Genomic DNA, 18,364 nt, shown 5'->3' on the forward strand with positions numbered 1-18,364 from the left:
TGCTGATCCTGCCGCTATCCGCGTAGCATCCCGGGAAATGTGAGGCCGTCAGCTCTCTTAATGGCCAGCCGGATCTATTCCGGCCGAACCGTCTACCGTCCGGTGCAGTAGGCGTTCGCATAATAAAAGTACCCCCGGGAAGGATCGAACTTCCACCACGCGGCTTAAAAGACCGCTGCTCTGCCGGTTAAGCTACGAGGGTATATTTGCAGAGAGTAAAGGAGTCGAACCCTCATCCCGAAGGATGGCCCGGTTTTCAAGACCAGTTACGCACCATCGCGTGCTACTCTCTGGTTCCGAAGTGATCTTCACTCCGGTCAGTGCATTGAAATTGGCGGAGAGCACAGGAATTGAACCTGCACCGGCCTCTGGGACCGGCTCCGATTAGCAGTCGGATGCAACAAACCAATATTTGCCTACTCTCCAGATATGAGGGCCGCCACTGGCTTAAATGATGGCCGCTGCGCGGGTAGCAGGATTCGAACCTACAGGTCACGGTTTTGGAGACCGCTTACCACACCAATTGGGTACCCACATAAAAAAAGCCCCTTACATCAGCATGCAAGGGGCTTTAGATTGCCTTATTCGGACATATCATAGATCTCCCCCTGCCGGACGATGCTTCGCCCAACGCTTACTACTGATGGAGATCGATATGTGGTGATTTGTATTCATACGGCTAATACTACAGGCTTTGGGAGGGATTAGTTCCGGGAGGCGGAAAAAAAGTTTTGCAGGCGCGCCAGATCATCGGCATTGATCCAGTCTATACCCAGTTTACGGTATACCTTCCAGGCGGATTCCGATTCGGGCATCGCCCACAGTCTCAACTGTTTGCCTTCCCGGTGTACCGATTTGATCAGCTTCCGCAATTGCTTTTTCTCCTTGGCGCTCAGTTTGCCGGTACCATCCCACTGCAGCACCTTACCGTAGCGTTCGCTGATCACCGGCATTTTACCGGCGGTGTAGCCCTTGCCCACATCATCCGGGCGGCCGTCCAGACGGGCAATATGGGTATCTGCTTGCAGAATGGTTTCGATGGGACGGTTGCCGGAAAGGAATACCATCACCGGACCGGCTACTTCCCGCCCGGCTTCGATCCGGGAAAAGATAGAGGCGTACTCCTGCAGTTGCCGACTGATCAGGGAATAAGTTTCCGCTGCATCAGTTTTGATGTCGATCATGAGTTGAAAATGCCCGTCGTATCCCGGATAGACCTGTCCGTTATTCTTGCTGATGCGTTCGCGCAGGGGCTCCAGGTACAACTGTTTTAAGGTTCGGGCGGGATCTACCTGATCCGGTCGGTTGTGGTAAACGTACAGGTCACCGTCAATCGCAAAGACATCCGCTTCGATACTGGTAAAACCGTGATCCAGCGCATCCAGCAGGGGCCTTTCGTGTTCGTAATCGTTGTGAGCGTGGGCGTAGGGGATCGGAGCGAAGGTCTGAGCCCGGCAGGCCAGGAGGGAAAAGGTCAGCACCATCGCGATCAGTGGCCGGTAGCATAATTTCATCGGTATCAGCTTTAGTTCACAAAAGAAAAGATCGGGCAATAGGGTACGCTGTATTGCCCATTGTGGATCTCAGGCCGGAACGGCCTGGTGTCCACCCTCTCCTGGCAAAACTAACCAATCCAATTCAAAGAAGGATGCAACTGTAATTTCGGTGGGTATTAAGCCATTTGGTAAGGGCCGGAGGCCGACCAGGAATGGACGTATTTAAGATCCCAGTTGGGAAGAAGACAGGAAAAACCATACTTCTTATACCGTTCGATCAGGGTCATCAGGCCGATGGCCGTAAACTGGCGACCGGATTGTAAAGATCGATCCATCAAACTGAGTAAAACCAGGCTCGCGCGCTGACGGGTAGAATAATCTTCGTGATTTTTTCTGATCTGCTCCAGTGTGTTTACCTCATCGGTGGGCAATAGATAAGTAATGTCCATGCTTAATGGTTTTAGTAAGGTTAAGAAGTGCAGATGGTCTCAAGCTTAAAGTACAGGACACGATGGATTGTTCGTTCCGGACCACAATTAGTCTGAACTTTTTCCGATGTTTAAGTATTTGGGAAAGGCGGAATGGATAAAGATTGGGGAATCAATCAAAGTCGCTAATAAAACGAAGCTGAAGAATAACTTATTATACGCCCCGCTAATTTGAAAGGTTGCGATCGGGGGTGAATTTTGGGTAATTCCGGCCCGGGCACCCGGTGTAAAAAACAACACCTAATCTGGCATCTAGACTGATAATCAATGCTTTAATATACGTTTTTTTTTGCGGGTAGATTTTCCTATTGCCCATTTTAGGACAGGCGTTTTTTAACAATCGATAAAATTAGACTATCTACAGATCAGCAGCTCTCTGCATTCCCGTTTAACGCAGGACTTCCACTTCCGATACCCGCTCAAAAGCTTTCACTTCCCACTCCCGGCGCCGTTGCATCGCGATCATTTTGAATCCGGCGGCTTCGACCATTGCTTCGATCTTACCGGCGGGGTGAATGAAGGACCGAAACTGGCCTCCTCTGATCTTGCGGATCTTCTCCACCACAACGTGCACCAAACGTACCCACCAGACTTCTCGGGGAATACTGTAAACGTACCAGCGACGGGCCTTGCTCAGCGAATGCCGGACGAGCCCTTCGTAATCTTCATAACAACAGATCACTTTGTCGAGCGTCACCAGATCCGCCGGGTCTACGGTGGCGTGTAATTCCGTAAAATCACCCAGTTTGGCGTCAATCTGTCCGGTCAATTCCCTGTTTGTAGCTTCCTGGAGAAAAGTTTGCCGGTACCCGGCCGCAATATCGACATAGGTAGCCGTGGCCAGTCCCCGGTTAAAGGACTCCAGGATCATCGCACCGATCCCGGCTCCGATATCGAGTTGGGTCCTTCCCCGGAGGGGCAGTTGCTGTAAGACCGCCAAAAAAGGTCGCGAACTCTTTTTCACGCCCCCCGCCAGGTAATCTTTCATCTCCTTCGCGGCGCTGGCGTCATCAAAAGTTTGTTGGTAAGCCTGATTACAGCAAGAGTCCATAGCGCAAGATGGTTTGAATAGACGTGACCAAAAAACTAACGCGAGTCCGAAACAATCCGGACTCGCGTCAATTTAGCTAATATTCTGGAAAGTCAGCAGCTCGTTCCGCGCTTACGGGCGGATCACTTTTCCTTTTGCTTTCGCTTCCTGCATCGGATTCGGGCGTTCTTCCGTTTTGTGGCTCTTGAACACCTGGAAGCGACTCGGCATTTCCATTACCGGCCAGTTGTTGTTGCTCTCATCGATGTCCGCCGTTTCCCGGAAAGGGTCCAGGCGAATGGCTTTCACTTCCTTTTCGGTCACAAAAACGCGGGAGAATTTGTCTTCATTCTTCCGCCAGACCTGTGCCGGCAGGCGCTCCACTTTGGTGGTGCCGTCTTCAAAAGTGAATTCCAGGATCACCGGCATTACCAGACCACCCTTATTGCTGAAATACAGCTCGTAGTAGTTCTTGTCGCCGAATTTTTCCGTTTTTTCCTTTTTGCTCAGGGTCTCCGCGTACAGCTCTGTTTTCACCATAGTGACGGAATCGGCCGTTTCCCAGGGCTTATATTCGGTGTAGAAATCCACCAGCTCTTCGTCTTTCTCTATGGAGAATTCCAGGCCTTCTTCGCGGTTACGCTTCTTGGAAATGTGCTCGTAAGGCTTATCCCTTTTCACCGGATAGCTTACCTCGCGGGTTTCCGGATCACTCTCCAGGTCGACCTTGTACCACTGGATGCTGTCCAGGGAAATATCAACCGCTTCGGTGGTATAGAACCAACCGCGCCAGAACCAGTCCAGATCCACCGCACTGGCATCTTCCATGCTGCGGAAGAAATCAGCCGGAGTGGGGTGTTTGAACGCCCAGCGACGGCTGTACTCCTTGAAGGCATAGTCAAACAGTTCGCGACCCATGACGGTTTCCCGCAGGATGTTCAGCGCGGTAGCCGGTTTGGCGTAGGCATTCGGTCCGAACTGTACGATGTTTTCGCTATTGGTCATGATCGGTTCCAACAGATCCTTTTCCGCTTTCATGTAATCTGTGATGGCGTAAGCCGGGCCCCGGCGGGAAGGATAGTTGTTGTCGAACTCCTGCTCGGTCAGGAACTGCAGGAAAGTATTGATCCCTTCGTCCATCCAGGTCCACTGGCGTTCGTCACTGTTGATGATCATCGGGAAATAGTTGTGCCCCACTTCGTGAATGATCACACCGATCGCGCCGTACTTGGCCCGTTCGGTGTAGGTACCGTCCTCTTCCGCACGACCGTAGTTGAAACAGATCATCGGATATTCCATACCGTTGGAAGCCTCAACGGAGATAGCTACCGGGTAGGGATAAGGAATGGTGTATTTGGAATAGGTCTTCAGCGTATGAGCGACCGTTTTGGTGGAATAGCGGTTGTAGATCGGATAAGCCTCTTTGCCGTAGTAGCTCATCGCCATCACCCGCCGGCCGTCTTCGGTGAAGTGAGGCATGGCATCCCAGACGAATTTCGGGCTGGCCGTCCAGGCAAAGTCCCTTACGTTATCCGCTTTGTAGATCCAGGTTTTGGTGTTGGTAGCCTTTTTGGCTTTTTCTGTGGCTTTGGCTTCATCCAGGGTAACGATCTCGATGGGTTCTTTAGCCGTTTTGGCCTGCTCCCAACGTTTCAACTGGGCCGGAGTCAGTACCGTGGAGTAATTCAGACACTCGCCGGTAGAGCCGACTACGTGGTCTTCCGGCACGGTCATTTTCACGATAAAGTTACCGAAAGTCAGCGCGAATTCTCCCCGTCCGGTGAACTGCTTGTTTTGCCATCCTTCCACATCACTGAACACACAGAGTCTTGGATACCACTGCGTTATCGTAAAGATATAGTCATCTTCTTCTTCAAAATGCTCGTATCCACCCCGACCGCGGAAATAAGGATTCATCCGGTCGGTGATGTAATAGTGCCAATCCACATTGAAGGCGAAAGTCTCTCCCGGCTTGAGCGGCTGTGGCAGATCCACCCGCATCATCGTCTGGTTGATGATGTATTTCAGGGGTTTTCCGTTCGCATCGGTGATGCTTTCGATCTTGTGTCCGTATTTGGAGCGATCGATATCTTCCAGGCGGCTGAGCGCACCTTCGCTCATGGTATTCCGCAGGCTGCTCGGATCGGCGTGGTGGCTGTCGGTCAGATCGGAATGTTCGTTTTCATCCAATTGCAACCACAGGTAACGCAGGGTATGTGGCGATTGATTGTAATACGTAATAAGTTCTTTCCCATCCAGTTTCAGATTATCCACGTCCAGCGTGCACTCAATGTCATAATCGGCACGCTGCTGCCAATATTCCGGTCCGGGTGCGCCGTCCGGTCCCCGGTAAATGTTGGGATCCGGCAGGGTTTCGCCGAGTTGTTCAAATTTGGTACCGTGATTGGAGCCCGGATTCTGGGCCCAGAGAAAACTGCCGGTGATCAGAAGGGTGAATACTGTAAGAAACCTTACTACATAAGGACTGTCAAGAAGGTTTTTCATCATACTAGTTTAAAATGTTAGTTGGTATCGGGCATCCCGGAGGTGCCCACGAAAGATTTGTAAAGTTACAAAGCTAATAACACGCGATCCACGAATGTGGTTGGATTTTCGACCTAAGGGAAAAAGATATACCTTAGCTCGGAAAAAGTTTATATGAATGGCAAGACCGGTATCTGGGATACGCTACCGCTCACCACCGACATGAATTCTGCTATGAAAAATATCATTACCATTTTCCTGTGCCTGCTGGCGCTGCCTATCCTGGCCCAGGACCTTTCCCTGTTTGAAAAAAGGACGTTTACGAATAAAAAAGGAGAAGTACTCCCCTACCGGATCCTCTTTCCGAAGAATTATGACGCCAGTAAAAAATACCCACTCGTGCTTTTCCTGCACGGTGGCGGCGAACGCGGAGACGATAATGAGAAGCAATTGGTGCACGGGGTAAAGGTGTTCCTGGGAGCGGAAAATCGCGAGCAATACCCGGCCATCGTCATTGCCCCGCAGTGCCCGGCCGACAGTTACTGGGGGTCGGTGAAATTCGAACGGACTAAATATCCGCTGGATATGGATTTCAACTACGACTATGATATCACCACCGGGCTGCGCCTGGCCATGGAACTCACCAAACATACCATCAAACAGGAAGGTGTAGACAAAGACCGCGTTTACATTACCGGCCTTTCGATGGGCGGAATGGGTACACTGGAGGCCGTTTACCGGTTTCCCAAACGTTTTGCCGCAGCGGTTGCCGTTTGCGGCGGGGCCGATGTTGCCGCTTACAAAAAGAAACAGGCCCGCATCCCTTTTCGCCTGTACCACGGGGAAGTGGACGGGGTAGTTGCCGTTGACCATTCCCGGGCCATGTACGCCAAACTGCAGGAACTGGGCGCTGCAGTTTCCTATAAGGAATACCCCGGCGTCAATCACAACAGCTGGGAAAATGCCTACGCCGAGCCCGATCTGCTATCCTGGTTGTTTGCGCAGGAGCGATAGGCGATACCGATCGGGACTACCGGATCAGTATAGACATAGTGCGATCAGGGAAGAGCAGGTAAGTTGCACCGATTCTCTTCGGATATTACAAAAAACTGATCTTGGTGAAGGATTTTTATACTGATGCGGTGATAGTCATCGCACCACCGCATCAGCCAGCTATTTATTTCACGATCTTTTTCAATCCTTTACGATATTCCCGCGGACTGGCACCCGTGATCGCCTTGAACTGCTTGTTGAAGTGCGAAAGGTTGTTGAAACCACTTTCGTAACTAACGGCAGCGATACTCAAGTGATCGTCGGCGAGCAGACTACTGGCGTGCGCCACCCGGAATTCGTTGACGAATTGAGTAAACGTTTTATTCGTGAGTTTTTTGAAATAACGACAAAAGGCGGGCACCGTCATATTCGCCAGACGGGCGGCCGTTTCCAACTCTACGTCCGACAGATAATTGTGCTCTACGTATTCGTAGATCTTCTCGATCCGCTCGTGATCCTGGCCGTTGACCTCCAGACCGAAACCGCTCGCATTGAGCATCTGGTATTCGGTAGAGGTAGCCATGGACTGCAGTACGCGCAGAAGCCGTAACATGCGATCAAAATTATCGAACTGCAGCATTTCCCGCAGCAAATCGCCCACCTGCTTTTTGGTCTCTCCGTTGAAACTCACGCCTACTTTGGAGCGCTCAAACAACTGCTGGATGGACTTCAGCTCCGGCCGGTTCAAAAATTCCGATCCCAGAAACTCTTCCTTCATCTGTACCACGATCTCGATGTGCCGTTCCTTCAGTCCTTCGGTAAAACCGAAGTGGGGAAGGTTGGGTCCCAGGAAGATCAGATCACCGTCTTCGTAATAAGAAATATGATCACCTATATGTCGCTTTCCTTTCCCGTTGGAGATATAAACGATCTCGTACTCGGGGTGGAAATGCCAACGGGGTGTATTGCAGTAATTCAGGTCATCGAAGTACCTCACTGTGAAAGAACTGCCAAACCCCGGTTCTATTTTTTCCAAACGTGCTTTCATAAGTCAATTCTTTATGATCTCCCGGCATAGCCTAAAGGAAATCAAGTAAGCAAAAATGACTTGCTCCGATCAATTCAGAAACTTTAGACTGATTAAATTTATTCTTAAGGATACACCTAAATCGACCAATAAGTTCGATATTAACATACCGCTGCAAATATACTACCTATCTTGGTCAATATTGTTTTATTTTGCCGGTATGTTTAGGACGTAAACTAACTTTTTTTGTCACTTTATCGCTCTATATGCACTTACTAATCGCTTCCGCAACCGGCTTTGAAATTGCTCCGCTGGAAGAATGGCTACAGGCTAACAGTCACAGAATCAACAATTTCAGTTATCGCCTCGGACACGCTCAGATCGACCTGCTCATTACCGGCGTAGGAATCCCGCTGAGTGCCTACAGCTTTGGCCGGCTCTTTGCCAAGCAGTCCTATGATCTGGCGATCCAGGCCGGGATCGCGGGTGCGCTGGACCGGAACCTGGAGATCGGAGAGGTTGTTCAGGTCACCTCCGAAAGCTTCGGTGACCTGGGAGTGGAAGAGGCGGACGGCAGTTTCACCTCAGCCATCAGCATGGGCCTGATCGATGCGAACCAGCCTCCTTTCGTGAAGGGGCTCCTCCCCTCGCCTACCGGAACGGGCACTCCGTCCTTTCTCAAATCCGTAACGGGAACTACCGTGATGAAGGTGCACGGGCAGGAAGAAAGCATCACCGCATTCCGCAATCGTACCGACGCCCAGGTGGAGAGTATGGAGGGCGCCAGCTTTGCCTACGCCTGTCTGCTCGAACAGCAGCCGTTTCTGCAGATCCGGGCAATCTCCAATTACGTGGAAAAGCGCAACCGGGATGCCTGGGATATCCCCCTGGCGATCGGGAATTTAAACCAGGTACTGATGGATATGGTGCAGATTTTGGCCGCTACCGGGAGGGCCGGCGGTTGAATCGTGGTTCTGCCACTCGAGTGGCAGGACCACGATTTACCTGCCGGCGCGGATCATCCGATCCTTTCCGCCGAGATCCTGGCGCAATTCGATGCTTTTAAAACCAATGTCTTTAAGCAATTCCACGACCCGCTCTGCATTGTACTCATTCGTCTCGAAAAACAGGTACCCATCGGGTAGCAACTGCTGAAATGCCAGCAGACCGATCTCCCGGTAAAATACCAGTGGATCGTTTTCGGGCGCGAAGAGGGCCAGTTCCGGTTCGTGGGATAAGACGTGTTCCGGCATCAGATGCCGTTGGGAAGGTGGGATATAGGGTGGGTTGCTGATGATGTAATCAAAATTGCCCAGTTCGGGCCAACCGGCGGAATTCAGGATATCCTGTTCGATCCAGGCGACTTCCACTTCGTTGCGGCGGGCGTTCGCGGCGGCCAGTTCGAGAATATCCGCGCGGACATCCAGTCCGCTTACCGTCAGGGCCGGGGCTTCGTGCTTGATCGTGATCGGGATACAGCCCGTTCCGGTGCCGATATCCAGTATTTTTTTTTCGGTGGGCTTGCCGGATTGTTTCCAGGTTTCGAGTACCCAGTGTACCAGTTCTTCCGTCTCCTGCCGCGGGATCAGTACGCGGGGATCTACCCCGAATTTTAGTCCGTAAAAATCCGCTTCGCCCAGAATATACTGTACCGGTTCTCCGCGCAGCAGTCGCTGCTGAATGTGGCGGTAGAGCATTTCTTCTTCCGAACTGGCCTCGCGGTCCGGCTGATCCGCCCGGTACTCGAATACGTCTTCCAGCACAATGCGCGTAATACTGCCGGCTTCACCGGCCTCGTAGCGGCTTTGCAGATTTTCCTGCAGGCCTCTTTTTATTTCGAGCAGGGTCAAGACAAACGGTTTTTAAAATCCTGGTGATCAAAGGTTTTTACGATCTCCAATTCACCGTCTTCCTGCAGGATGCAGATATTGGGATGTTTGACTCCATTGAATGTGGTTGTTTTCACCATCGTGTAGTGGATCATATCCTCGAAGACCATCCGGTCGCCAATCTCCAGCGGTTTTTCGAAGGAATAGGCCTCCATGTAATCACCGGCCAGGCAACTCACGCCTCCGATACGATAAGTGGGTTTCCCATCAACCGGATCCGTTGCGCCGACGATGCGCGGGCGGTAGGGCATTTCGAGCGTATCGGGCATGTGTGCGGTAAAAGACACGTCGAGGATCGCGGTCTTTACTCCGTGGTTTTCGATAATGTCGAGGACCGTAGCTACCAGCACACCGGTTTCCCAGGCAATGGCGCTGCCGGGTTCCAGGATGACCTGCAGGGTATGCCGCTGCCGGAAATCCTGCAATAGTTTCACCAGATGATCCACATCGTAATCCTTGCGCGTCATCAGGTGGCCACCGCCGAAATTCACCCATTTCAACTGGGGGAAATATTTGGCAAACCGCTTCTCAAAAGCTTGCAGCGTTTTTTCCAGCGTATAGGATGAACTCTCACAAAGGGTGTGAAAATGCAGACCTTCAATTCCCTCCGGTAGCCGGTCGCCCAGATTGGGGGCTGTTTCTCCCAGACGGGAAACCGGAGAAGCGGGATTGTACAAGTCCGTTTCCACTTCGGAATATTCCGGATTCACCCGCAGGCCCATGCTGATGGGTTCGGGATAGTTTTGCACCTGCTCATGGTAGCGGTGGAACTGGTTCAAAGAATTAAAGGTGATATGACTGCTGTAGCGCATAATATCCGCAAAATCCTCCGGCAGATAGGCCGGGGAATAAGTATAGGCCCGCACGCCCATTTCGTCGTAGATCAAACGGGCTTCATCCAGCGAACTGGCGGTTGCGCCACTCAGGTACTGGCCGACAATGGGGAATACCCGCCACATGGAAAAGCCCTTTAGCGCCAGAATGATATCCACACCGGCCTGTTCCCGGACACTGCGGATCAGTTCCAGATTTTTGCGCAGGCGGGCCATTTCGAGTACAAAAGAGGGAGAAGGTATAGCTTGGTAATTCAAGTGGTATGCTGGTTTAAAAGGTACCGCGAAGCGAGGGTTTTATCCGTCGCTTCGCGGAAAAGAGATCTTAAAATTCCAGGTCTACCCCAACTTCTTCGTGCCAGGGCAATCCGTATTCATTCATTTTATCCAGGAAGGGATCCGGGTTGAATTCCTCTACATTGAATACGCCCGTACCGGACCATTCTCCGGTGAGGACCATCATCGCACCGATCATGGCCGGTACTCCCGTAGTATAGGAAACGCCCTGGGCGCCCGTTTCGTCGAAAGCGGCCTGGTGGCTGCAATTGTTCCAGATGTAATAGGTTTGTTCCTTACCGTTCTTGATCCCGCGGATGCGGCAACCAATAGACGTCTGGCCGGTATAATTCTCCCCGAGTTCGCCGGGATCCGGCAGTACAGCCTTCAGGAATTCCAACGGAATGATATCCACGCCTTTGTATTTGACCGGATCGATCCGGGCCATGCCGATATTCTGGATCACCCGCAGGTGCGTGAGGTATTCCTGACCGAAGGTCATCCAGAAACGGGCTCTTTTCAGACTGGGAAAGTTCTTCACGAGGGATTCCAGTTCTTCGTGGTAAATGAGGTAAGAATCTTTCGGGCCGATGTCCGGATAGTTCAGCACTTTCATTTCCGAGTGCGGCGGGATCTCCACCCATTTGCCGTTTTCGTAGTAGCGACCGTTTTGGGTGATCTCCCGGATATTAATCTCCGGATTGAAGTTGGTGGCAAAAGCTTTACCGTGATCTCCGGCGTTGCAGTCCACGATATCCAGGTAATGCATCTCATCAAAGAAATGCTTCGCCGCCCGGGCGGTAAATACACTGGTAGCACCGGGATCAAAGCCACAGCCGAGTACGGCCATGATGCCTTTTTCCTTAAAGCGGTCCTGATAGGCCCACTGCCAGCTGTATTCGAATTTTGCTTCGTCTTTGGGTTCGTAGTTGGCCGTATCGAGGTAGTGCACCCCGGTTTCCAGGCAGGCTTCCATGATGGTAAGATCCTGGTAAGGCAAAGCTACGTGAATGACCAGTTTGGGGCCGAAAGAGCGGATCAATGCCGCCAGTTCGGGTACATTTTCCGCATCTACTGCGGCGGTGGTAATATGTTGATGACCGGTTGCGGCCTTGGCGTCGGCGGCAATTACATCGCACTTGGATTTGGTACGACTTGCCAGTAATATCTCCGAAAACACTTCGGGATGCTGGGCGCACTTGAAGGCGACTACCCGGCCGACACCGCCGGCACCTATGATCATAACTTTTGACATGTGTTGGTATTTTTCAAATTTCGGTCAAAAATAAAAAGGTAGCCGGTTTCTGAAAACCGGTACCTTAATTTTTTATTTTTCAGAACGGGCAGCCAGGTGCCTAAACACCACTACCGGTTCTCAGTTCTACAGCTCGGCTTTCCGGCTCCACCCGGTCGGACTCCGGGGCTACCGGAGTGGGTATACCGTATTCCTTGCGAATGAGTTCGATATTTTTTTTGTGAAATTCCTCCTGCCCCATCCGAAAATCATAACGCTCCCATAACTCCTCATCCGGAAAGCGCTGGCCCGTCGTTACGGCTTCCCGCAAACGGACAATATAATCTCTGGACTCCTGTAGACGTGAAAACATCTCGGAAGTATCGGTGCTCACATCACCGTGACCCGGAATTAAGTATTTCGGCTGGCGGTTCTTGATGATCGATTCGGCTTTATCCAGCGTTTTCAGGTAATCTTCGGCACTGTGGTAGATAAATGGAAACTCTTCATTGGACAAATAATCCCCCGCGATCCAGATCCCCAGCGGTTCGATCAACGTAAACACCCCGTCACCATTATGGCCGGGAGCCATCCAGAAGCTCAGGCGCGTATCGCCGATGGTAATAAAATCCGTCTGGTCATCCACCGCAATATCCACCCGCGGATAACACATTTTATACGGTCGGCGAACGTAGTATTCCTGATCGAATTTGCGGATGGCCCGGAGTTGTTCCTCACGGTCCGAATTGTCCTTAAAGGCCTGGCTGGCAATGGTATAAGCTTCCGGAAAAGCCCCGAAGCCCAGGATGTGATCGTAATCGGAATGGGTAAACAACAAATAAACCGGGCGGCCGTTCTTAATGGCATCCACATGATTCCGGATGGCCGTTACCTCGTGCGGCAACCAGGTGGGGTCCACCACCAAAATCAGGTCATTGGTCTCTACAACTACAGAATTGGTTCGGAAAAGTGCGCTTTCAAAAACGCTAAAATGTCTATTTTTAAATTGAATCATAATTCGTCTTGCTTAGCCTTTCAACCAGAAAAGCAGCGGTCAGGTTTACTAAATTAACACAAGATTCAAAACTTGGCCGGTTTGAGAATCATTATAACCAAAGAAATGCAGTATTTATCCAAATTGTGCCTTCCGGTTTTTCTTTTTTTCGGACTAAACCTCTGTGGCCAGAAAACCATCAGCCTGAAAAACCCTTCTTTTGAAGGCAAACCCACGATGAGTGATGTACCCGGTAATTGGAGGGACTGTGGTTTTCCCGGAGAAAGCGCACCGGATGTCCAACCCTGCGGCGCTTTTGAAGTGACGACAATCGCCAGTGACGGCGATACCTATCTCGGCATGGTTACCCGCGATAATGATACCTGGGAAAAGGTCGGCACCAAACTATCGCCCAAAATGGAGGCCGGCGTGGTGTACGAATTCAGTATTCAGTTGTGTCAGTCGGAGACCTACCAGAGCGCCAGTCGCCTGACCGGCGAGCCGACCAACTTTATCACCCCCGTCGTGCTGCGCATATTTGGCGGCAACAGCTACTGTGAAAAGGAACAGATGCTCGGTGTGTCTCCCCCAATCGACCACGCCGAGTGGGGAACTTACCGTTTTACCCTCAGCCCACAGCAGGAATATTCCCACCTCCTGCTGGAGGCCTATTACGTAACTGCCCGCGGCCTGGCCTATTGCGGTAACCTGCTGGTGGATAATGCTTCGGATCTGGTCCCGATCGGACGGTCGGAGACGATTGAGCGGGCTAGTTTGGTGGGGGAACGGGTGGAGGAGACTCGAAAATAAACAGCCTTACCGTATCATCCCCAACTTTACGTGTAAATGACTGAAATAGGTAAAAGAACGCGTTAAAAGGTCAAACTATACGATCTGGATTCCCACAATTTTGTCTTGTAAACTTTATCTAACCAAAAGAAAAGAATATGAGACTTCCAATCCAGGTTCAGCCTATCCTTCGGAATCATCTTAATTCCGTCAATCAAGACCGATTAAACTTATCCAAGGCCAGACTCCGGCTGCAGGACTGTACCGGCGTACCCAATAATATCGTAGGCTCCTGCTTTGATAGCAACGGCCCGGTGCCGGGCCGGTTTAACTGTTCTGCATGCTGTGCACTCCGCGGCGCCATCTCTTGGCAGGGCGGTGGGTATGCAGTGGCTTGTTAATTCATAGCCGCAATTATAGTCCTCACCATCTTACAGCATGCGGATTAATTCTTTCATGAGCTAATACTAATCTTGAAGTTTATCGCTGCTGGAGATGGTCAATACCGCAAAACATTTCGCGCATTATTTCTTCCTTAAACCAAAATCATTCAAAATTATGGCAAATTCAATTAATTGGGATTCCGGCCAACTGATCAATCTGAACGTCGGTGACACCGCTACTTGTAAAGGTGGATTAAACGTTGGCCAGGTCTACGGCTTGTTTTTTTACAACGCAGCAGGTAACGACGCCTCTACGACCGTCAATGTGGTTTGGTCAAATTCCAACCCTCCTGTGATGGTCAATGTTCCCGGAACGACCATGAATCAGGGGCTAGCAGCCATTTGCTTTGTAGACGGCAGCCAAACCAATACCGTTTCAGCCTCGGTTACGCACGGTAATCAGGGAGCAAATGTCCAAGCCTTCATTTGTAGCGTAAAAATGCCAGTAAATACCAGCGGGATCCAGAACACCCAACTTCCTCTGGATGGTAATCAGCATCCATTTCATAAGTTTACCCGATTTTATGCAGTACCGGCATCTCACTGGTATTCGGCTCAGATTCAAAGCGATGTTAACCAGTTTATCAGTGTCCAATTTACCGAATCGAAGGCCAACGTATATATCGTAAATAAAATAGTCGATCCGTCTAACGTAATCAAGTACGCCGGTGACGCCCAGGACTTAGTGACCGTAAAAACCTCCGACCATCAGTCTATCTCCTTTAATTTGCAAGGCAACGGCCGACAGTTCGTCTGGATGAATGCTGACAGTATTCAAAACAGTCAGGACGCCACAATTGCAGTGCAATCGCTAAGCAATTTGTTTGCGACTTTGTAAGTAAACAGTGCTAAAAATGCCGGCTCTTGTAAGCCGGCATTTGCATTTTAGAAAGTTTGGTTTTTCCTTTTCAATCCTGAATCTAAGTTCCAATATCTTTAGTTTGACCATTACCGTCTTAAAGTTCCACCTGCTATTTTTTATTATTCACCAGAGCAAATATCCAACTCCATAGTGGATTCCCCATCGGAAACCTTGCTCCGCTTCCCCAGCGATAGTTGACCGGTGGCCTCAACACCGGAAGTTTCATTCCATCTTCCCGTGCCGCAACTGCTGGAACCACCATCAACAAAGTAAAATGGAAAATCCCTACTTTCCCACTTTGCTCCTGGTCTCCCTCCTCCCTTACCCTCACTTCCTGTTCCAATATAAAGCGTCCTCCCGGCTGTGCAGGCACTCCGTGGAATAGTTCGTTATCTCCCTTATCGTTGGTTACCGGATCCTTTTCGATCACCGTTATTGTTATCTTTCGCCGGATTTCGTCCAGAGCCGGGTCGAAATCCCCTTCTGCGATCAGTTCAGGTGATTCAAATAATTTTTCTTCTCCGTTTCGGAGCAACATATCTTTTGTATAATCTGTCCGAAGGGCACGGATAGCGATAGACAGGTCTTTTCCCATATTATCTCCAGTGTATCGGATCGATTGCAGGTAAAGTTTAACCTTTGGAGTATTCATAAACGGAAGCTTTTAAATGAGGAAATGAACAGAGGGCAGAAAGACATTCCTTCTGCCCCGGGTCTGTTGAAGACTTATACACGACGTAGGGTGGAATTATCCTGATGGTATTTGACAGCTCAGGACCGAACCTGCTCCTACATCTGTATACATCTTCCCTATGCGGCCTTAGCCACAAAAACTTTTCAATACTGCAGGTATTGGAATACCGATCTTTTCTGCGCCGGATACCGCCGTACAGATCACGGTTTTGGCTCCTCCTTCAATACAATCTTCACAGTCGGATACGAAACTGGCAAAAGCTGGTAAACAGAGCGGAAGATCTTCCGGAAAACCCAGGGGGTCACAGGGGCCAACAACCAGAAGACCAAATTTGCCGGCACATTTCAATCCTTCGCCCAAACTGCAGCTGGTCTTTAGGTGACGTCGAAGCAAGGGTAGATCACGAGATTTTAGCACCGCGTGGTGTTGATTGGGAAGTTTCATAATTATTGGATTTTATGATGAGCAGAACTAGATAAATGACAATGAGGCAAGAGGAGCACCTCTTGCCTCATACCAAATTTTAAACTGAAGTGCTAGCAGACGGTTGCATTGCAGGCCGCAATACAAAGCGTTTTTGCTATACCGGTCAGCATGCTGCAGCCCGCCATACAAATATCACAAGGGATAGATGACAACTGCATTCCGTTGGAGCGGTAATTCACTTTGCTGGCCTTCTGTACAGGCACAGCTTGCTTTGGAAGATTCATAATTATGAAATTTTAAAGGTGAAAAAATGAATGGAATTAGTGGATATACCAGGAGCGCACGCTACCGATAGTAACCGGCACGACATCACTGACATCGACAGTATAGCGGTACACTTTTCTGGCCTTTTCGTAGCGTTGCAGGGGATCAAAGAAGATCAGTTGTACATCGTATCCATCGACGCCGGGACGTACGATCGGACTCTTCGTTACTTTGATATCAGTGAGTTGGAGTGAATCTGCAGCTGCTGCCTGGAAAACACTATTGGCAGTGAAAGCATTAGTAGCCGCATAGTTGAGCGCCCGTTCCTGTGGAGTAAGTCCGAAGTTGCGGAATTCGTAGTAAACACGTTCCAGGAAATTAGCCAGTGCTTCAATGGTAGAGGTATCGCCCACTGCTTCTGCCAGGGCTTGGGTGGACCATTCGGCCATTCCCCGCAGAGAAGGTACGATAGCCGGAACTACCTGCCCGTTGAGCAAAGTCACTTTACCCGCAATTATACCCGGCACAGCAACTCTTTCCACACCGTTCTCCTCTAATTGTCCTTTCAATGAATCGACCAGTCGCTCGTAGGTAAGGTGGGCGTATGCTCCCAGGGGATGAATGGCGTAAATGGGCGTTCCCTCCTGTTCCAACGTCCAGATAAGCTCCGTAGCTTCGTACATATTGCCTGATTCCAGGTGATCAATTACCACCTGAGGATCGTTCAGGTTATCATTGATATGTTGTAGGAATGAGTCGCGCCGGGATTCATTGACAAAGTCATAGCCAATGGTACCCAGAGCGTATACTTTCTGGTGAGTGGCACCGGCATTTCCTTTCTTTCCACCACAGCTACATCCTCCACTTTCTTTTTTCCCACCGCAACCACATCCGCAGGAGGGCTCGATCTCAGAGGGAGAAATACGGGGCAAATCGGTGGTAACAGTGATATCTGATATGGCCTGGCTCAAGGATTCGTTAGTTTTGGCTTCGGAAAAGTTTTCCATTGGTTGTAATTCTAATGATTCTGAAAGTTGAACCTGCACGGAAGCACCTTCATTCCGTACATCCTGGTCCAGTTCGGATAGTTTTTTATGGACATTTTCCATGGTAGAAGAATTTTTTATGTTAATTAATGGAGAATTGGTATCGATTGGAGTGGCCAGCTGTGCTGCCCCTGAGGTGAAGTCTTCCATCCGTTCTGCCGGTCTCACCTTCGCCGGAAGGATCAACTCCTGTAAAGCTGCTTGAACATTGAGCGTGCCTCGCAAAAAGCGACTGCACTCTTCGATATTTCGATCCGGACAGGGATTTGCCGTCTGAAGCAAAATATTCTTTATGCGATGGGGATCAGGTTGTTCGCCTCTTTTTATTAGCAGACTGAGTAATAAGGCCACCACCCCGGAAACGTAGGGAGTAGCAAAGCTGGTACCGGATTTTGGTCCGTACCGACCGTTGGTCAAGGCCCCGTTAATATTTCTGCCCGGAGCGAGCAGTCCGTTGGTGAGATAGGCATCGCCCCAGTTGCTGTCAGGAAGAGGTATACCGGAAATATCCATTGCTCCTACCGTTAATACGGTAGGTACAGCAGCTGGGACATGTAGGCAACGACATCCGTTATTTCCAGCGGCCGCAACGACCAGTATATTTTCTTTATCACACTGCTCTAAAGCACGCGCCAATACCTCATCCGGTTCACCAAAATCATCCAGTTCCCCGGCGCTGATATTGATTACGTGTACTTTATGTTGAATCGCTTTGTTAATTGCCCTGGCCAGATCGAGTTGAGTAGCCAACTGTACTTTCTTATCAGACGTCATCTCAAATAGCGGAATGATAATTCCGGTCACTTGGGGCGCAATCCCTTTGACCAGCGAATGATGCTGGCCAAAAATGATACTGCTGACGTGGGTTCCGTGATCGGAAGGTTCGCAGCTGGCCTCATCATCCCCGTATATGCTAACCTGGGACAATTGAGCTCCAGCCAGCGCCGGATGATCCAACTCCGCCGGACCGTCGATAATAGCTATGCGAATATCAGGTTCACCCAGGGTCAGTGCCCACAGGCGACCAATATCCTCGTGGACTTGATCGTACATCGTTAAAAATTATTTTCCTGTTTGATAAGAAGGGATACTGTAG

General features: G+C 50.3%; 16 protein-coding genes and 4 tRNA genes. 4 read left to right on the forward strand and 16 right to left on the reverse strand.

What is annotated here, in order from left to right; translation table 11 throughout:
- Positions 1–129 precede the first annotated feature (129 nt).
- The 8 genes from CRP01_RS13325 to CRP01_RS13355 all read right to left on the reverse strand — a co-directional run bounded on the left by CRP01_RS13325 (position 130) and on the right by CRP01_RS13355 (position 5,519).
- Positions 130–202: transfer RNA gene (locus tag CRP01_RS13325), tRNA-Lys, on the reverse strand.
- A gap of 7 nt (positions 203–209) precedes the next feature.
- Positions 210–292, reverse strand: a tRNA-Ser gene (locus CRP01_RS42285).
- Positions 293–332: 40 nt separating this feature from the next.
- Positions 333–425: transfer RNA gene (locus tag CRP01_RS13330), tRNA-Ser, on the reverse strand.
- A gap of 39 nt (positions 426–464) precedes the next feature.
- Positions 465–535: transfer RNA gene (locus CRP01_RS13335), tRNA-Trp, on the reverse strand.
- 169 nt (positions 536–704) lie between these two features.
- A complete protein-coding gene (locus tag CRP01_RS13340; protein WP_099150551.1) occupies positions 705–1,514 on the reverse strand; it encodes a phosphatidylinositol-specific phospholipase C/glycerophosphodiester phosphodiesterase family protein in 810 nt (269 codons plus the stop codon).
- A 158-nt stretch (positions 1,515–1,672) separates the two neighbouring features.
- Complete coding sequence (locus tag CRP01_RS13345) at positions 1,673–1,945, reverse strand: hypothetical protein (RefSeq protein ID WP_099150552.1); 273 nt, start codon at positions 1,943–1,945, stop codon at positions 1,673–1,675.
- A gap of 427 nt (positions 1,946–2,372) precedes the next feature.
- The gene (locus CRP01_RS13350) at positions 2,373–3,035 is read right to left on the reverse strand and encodes a methyltransferase domain-containing protein (RefSeq protein ID WP_099150553.1); all 663 of its coding nucleotides are present in this window, start codon (positions 3,033–3,035) and stop codon (positions 2,373–2,375) included.
- A gap of 111 nt (positions 3,036–3,146) precedes the next feature.
- Positions 3,147–5,519 carry a M1 family metallopeptidase gene (locus CRP01_RS13355; protein WP_170110369.1) on the reverse strand — a complete coding sequence of 791 codons (2,373 nt, stop codon included), beginning with the start codon at positions 5,517–5,519 and terminating at the stop codon, positions 3,147–3,149.
- 153 nt (positions 5,520–5,672) lie between these two features.
- Here CRP01_RS13355 and CRP01_RS13360 point away from each other — a divergent pair, with 153 nt between their 5' ends.
- The gene (locus CRP01_RS13360; RefSeq protein WP_099150554.1) at positions 5,673–6,512 is read left to right on the forward strand and encodes a carboxylesterase family protein; all 840 of its coding nucleotides are present in this window, start codon (positions 5,673–5,675) and stop codon (positions 6,510–6,512) included.
- A gap of 163 nt (positions 6,513–6,675) precedes the next feature.
- Here CRP01_RS13360 and CRP01_RS13365 read toward each other — a convergent pair whose 3' ends face one another.
- Positions 6,676–7,539, reverse strand: coding sequence for an AraC family transcriptional regulator (locus CRP01_RS13365; protein ID WP_099150555.1), 864 nt, complete (start codon positions 7,537–7,539; stop codon positions 6,676–6,678).
- 245 nt (positions 7,540–7,784) lie between these two features.
- On the opposite strand from CRP01_RS13365, the gene mqnB reads away from it, so the two are divergent.
- Entirely contained in the window at positions 7,785–8,483 is a 699-nt protein-coding gene (gene mqnB, locus CRP01_RS13370; protein ID WP_099150556.1) for a futalosine hydrolase, read from the forward strand.
- Positions 8,484–8,519: 36 nt separating this feature from the next.
- Here the strand turns inward: mqnB and prmC are convergent, their stop codons facing one another.
- From prmC to CRP01_RS13390, 4 genes are all read right to left on the reverse strand, one after another.
- Positions 8,520–9,368 carry a peptide chain release factor N(5)-glutamine methyltransferase gene (gene prmC, locus CRP01_RS13375; protein WP_099150557.1) on the reverse strand — a complete coding sequence of 283 codons (849 nt, stop codon included), beginning with the start codon at positions 9,366–9,368 and terminating at the stop codon, positions 8,520–8,522.
- Positions 9,365–10,498, reverse strand: a complete 1,134-nt coding sequence (nspC, locus tag CRP01_RS13380; protein ID WP_099150558.1) for a carboxynorspermidine decarboxylase — start codon at positions 10,496–10,498, stop codon at positions 9,365–9,367. The genes prmC and nspC overlap by 4 nt, the downstream gene beginning before the upstream one ends.
- A gap of 67 nt (positions 10,499–10,565) precedes the next feature.
- A complete protein-coding gene (locus CRP01_RS13385; RefSeq protein ID WP_099150559.1) occupies positions 10,566–11,771 on the reverse strand; it encodes a saccharopine dehydrogenase family protein in 1,206 nt (401 codons plus the stop codon).
- A 100-nt stretch (positions 11,772–11,871) separates the two neighbouring features.
- Entirely contained in the window at positions 11,872–12,765 is an 894-nt protein-coding gene (locus tag CRP01_RS13390; protein WP_099150560.1) for an MBL fold metallo-hydrolase, read from the reverse strand.
- 81 nt (positions 12,766–12,846) lie between these two features.
- Here CRP01_RS13390 and CRP01_RS13395 point away from each other — a divergent pair, with 81 nt between their 5' ends.
- Both CRP01_RS13395 and CRP01_RS13400 read left to right on the forward strand, forming a co-directional pair.
- Positions 12,847–13,554 (forward strand): hypothetical protein, encoded by a 708-nt coding sequence (locus CRP01_RS13395; protein WP_143473379.1) that lies wholly within the window; start codon positions 12,847–12,849, stop codon positions 13,552–13,554.
- 537 nt (positions 13,555–14,091) lie between these two features.
- A complete protein-coding gene (locus tag CRP01_RS13400) occupies positions 14,092–14,814 on the forward strand; it encodes a hypothetical protein (protein WP_099150562.1) in 723 nt (240 codons plus the stop codon).
- 133 nt (positions 14,815–14,947) lie between these two features.
- On the opposite strand, the gene CRP01_RS13405 is transcribed toward CRP01_RS13400, so the two are convergent.
- From CRP01_RS13405 to CRP01_RS13415, 3 genes are all read right to left on the reverse strand, one after another.
- Positions 14,948–15,433 carry a hypothetical protein gene (locus CRP01_RS13405; RefSeq protein ID WP_143473380.1) on the reverse strand — a complete coding sequence of 162 codons (486 nt, stop codon included), beginning with the start codon at positions 15,431–15,433 and terminating at the stop codon, positions 14,948–14,950.
- A gap of 635 nt (positions 15,434–16,068) precedes the next feature.
- On the reverse strand, positions 16,069–16,242 hold the full coding sequence (locus CRP01_RS42290) for a hypothetical protein (protein ID WP_170110358.1): 174 nt from the start codon (positions 16,240–16,242) through the stop codon (positions 16,069–16,071).
- A 36-nt stretch (positions 16,243–16,278) separates the two neighbouring features.
- The gene (locus CRP01_RS13415) at positions 16,279–18,321 is read right to left on the reverse strand and encodes a PatA/PatG family cyanobactin maturation protease (RefSeq protein ID WP_099150565.1); all 2,043 of its coding nucleotides are present in this window, start codon (positions 18,319–18,321) and stop codon (positions 16,279–16,281) included.
- Positions 18,322–18,364: the final 43 nt, after the last annotated feature.

The organism is Flavilitoribacter nigricans DSM 23189 = NBRC 102662, assembly GCF_002646595.1.
Lineage (GTDB): Bacteria > Bacteroidota > Bacteroidia > Chitinophagales > Saprospiraceae > Flavilitoribacter > Flavilitoribacter nigricans.

What these genes read in the sequence shown, in the direction of transcription:
- mqnB (WP_099150556.1), top strand. Translation starts at nt 7,785, where the DNA reads ATGCACTTACTAATCGCTTCCGCAACCGGCTTTGAAATTGCTCCGCTG.
- CRP01_RS13345 (WP_099150552.1), bottom strand. Translation starts at nt 1,945, where the DNA reads ATGGACATTACTTATCTATTGCCCACCGATGAGGTAAACACACTGGAG.
- CRP01_RS13355 (WP_170110369.1), bottom strand. Translation starts at nt 5,519, where the DNA reads ATGAAAAACCTTCTTGACAGTCCTTATGTAGTAAGGTTTCTTACAGTA.
- CRP01_RS13365 (WP_099150555.1), bottom strand. Translation starts at nt 7,539, where the DNA reads ATGAAAGCACGTTTGGAAAAAATAGAACCGGGGTTTGGCAGTTCTTTC.
- CRP01_RS13405 (WP_143473380.1), bottom strand. Translation starts at nt 15,433, where the DNA reads ATGGGAAAAGACCTGTCTATCGCTATCCGTGCCCTTCGGACAGATTAT.
- CRP01_RS13390 (WP_099150560.1), bottom strand. Translation starts at nt 12,765, where the DNA reads ATGATTCAATTTAAAAATAGACATTTTAGCGTTTTTGAAAGCGCACTT.
- CRP01_RS13415 (WP_099150565.1), bottom strand. Translation starts at nt 18,321, where the DNA reads ATGTACGATCAAGTCCACGAGGATATTGGTCGCCTGTGGGCACTGACC.
- CRP01_RS13360 (WP_099150554.1), top strand. Translation starts at nt 5,673, where the DNA reads ATGAATGGCAAGACCGGTATCTGGGATACGCTACCGCTCACCACCGAC.
- CRP01_RS13400 (WP_099150562.1), top strand. Translation starts at nt 14,092, where the DNA reads ATGGCAAATTCAATTAATTGGGATTCCGGCCAACTGATCAATCTGAAC.
- CRP01_RS42290 (WP_170110358.1), bottom strand. Translation starts at nt 16,242, where the DNA reads ATGAATCTTCCAAAGCAAGCTGTGCCTGTACAGAAGGCCAGCAAAGTG.
- CRP01_RS13340 (WP_099150551.1), bottom strand. Translation starts at nt 1,514, where the DNA reads ATGAAATTATGCTACCGGCCACTGATCGCGATGGTGCTGACCTTTTCC.
- CRP01_RS13350 (WP_099150553.1), bottom strand. Translation starts at nt 3,035, where the DNA reads ATGGACTCTTGCTGTAATCAGGCTTACCAACAAACTTTTGATGACGCC.
- CRP01_RS13385 (WP_099150559.1), bottom strand. Translation starts at nt 11,771, where the DNA reads ATGTCAAAAGTTATGATCATAGGTGCCGGCGGTGTCGGCCGGGTAGTC.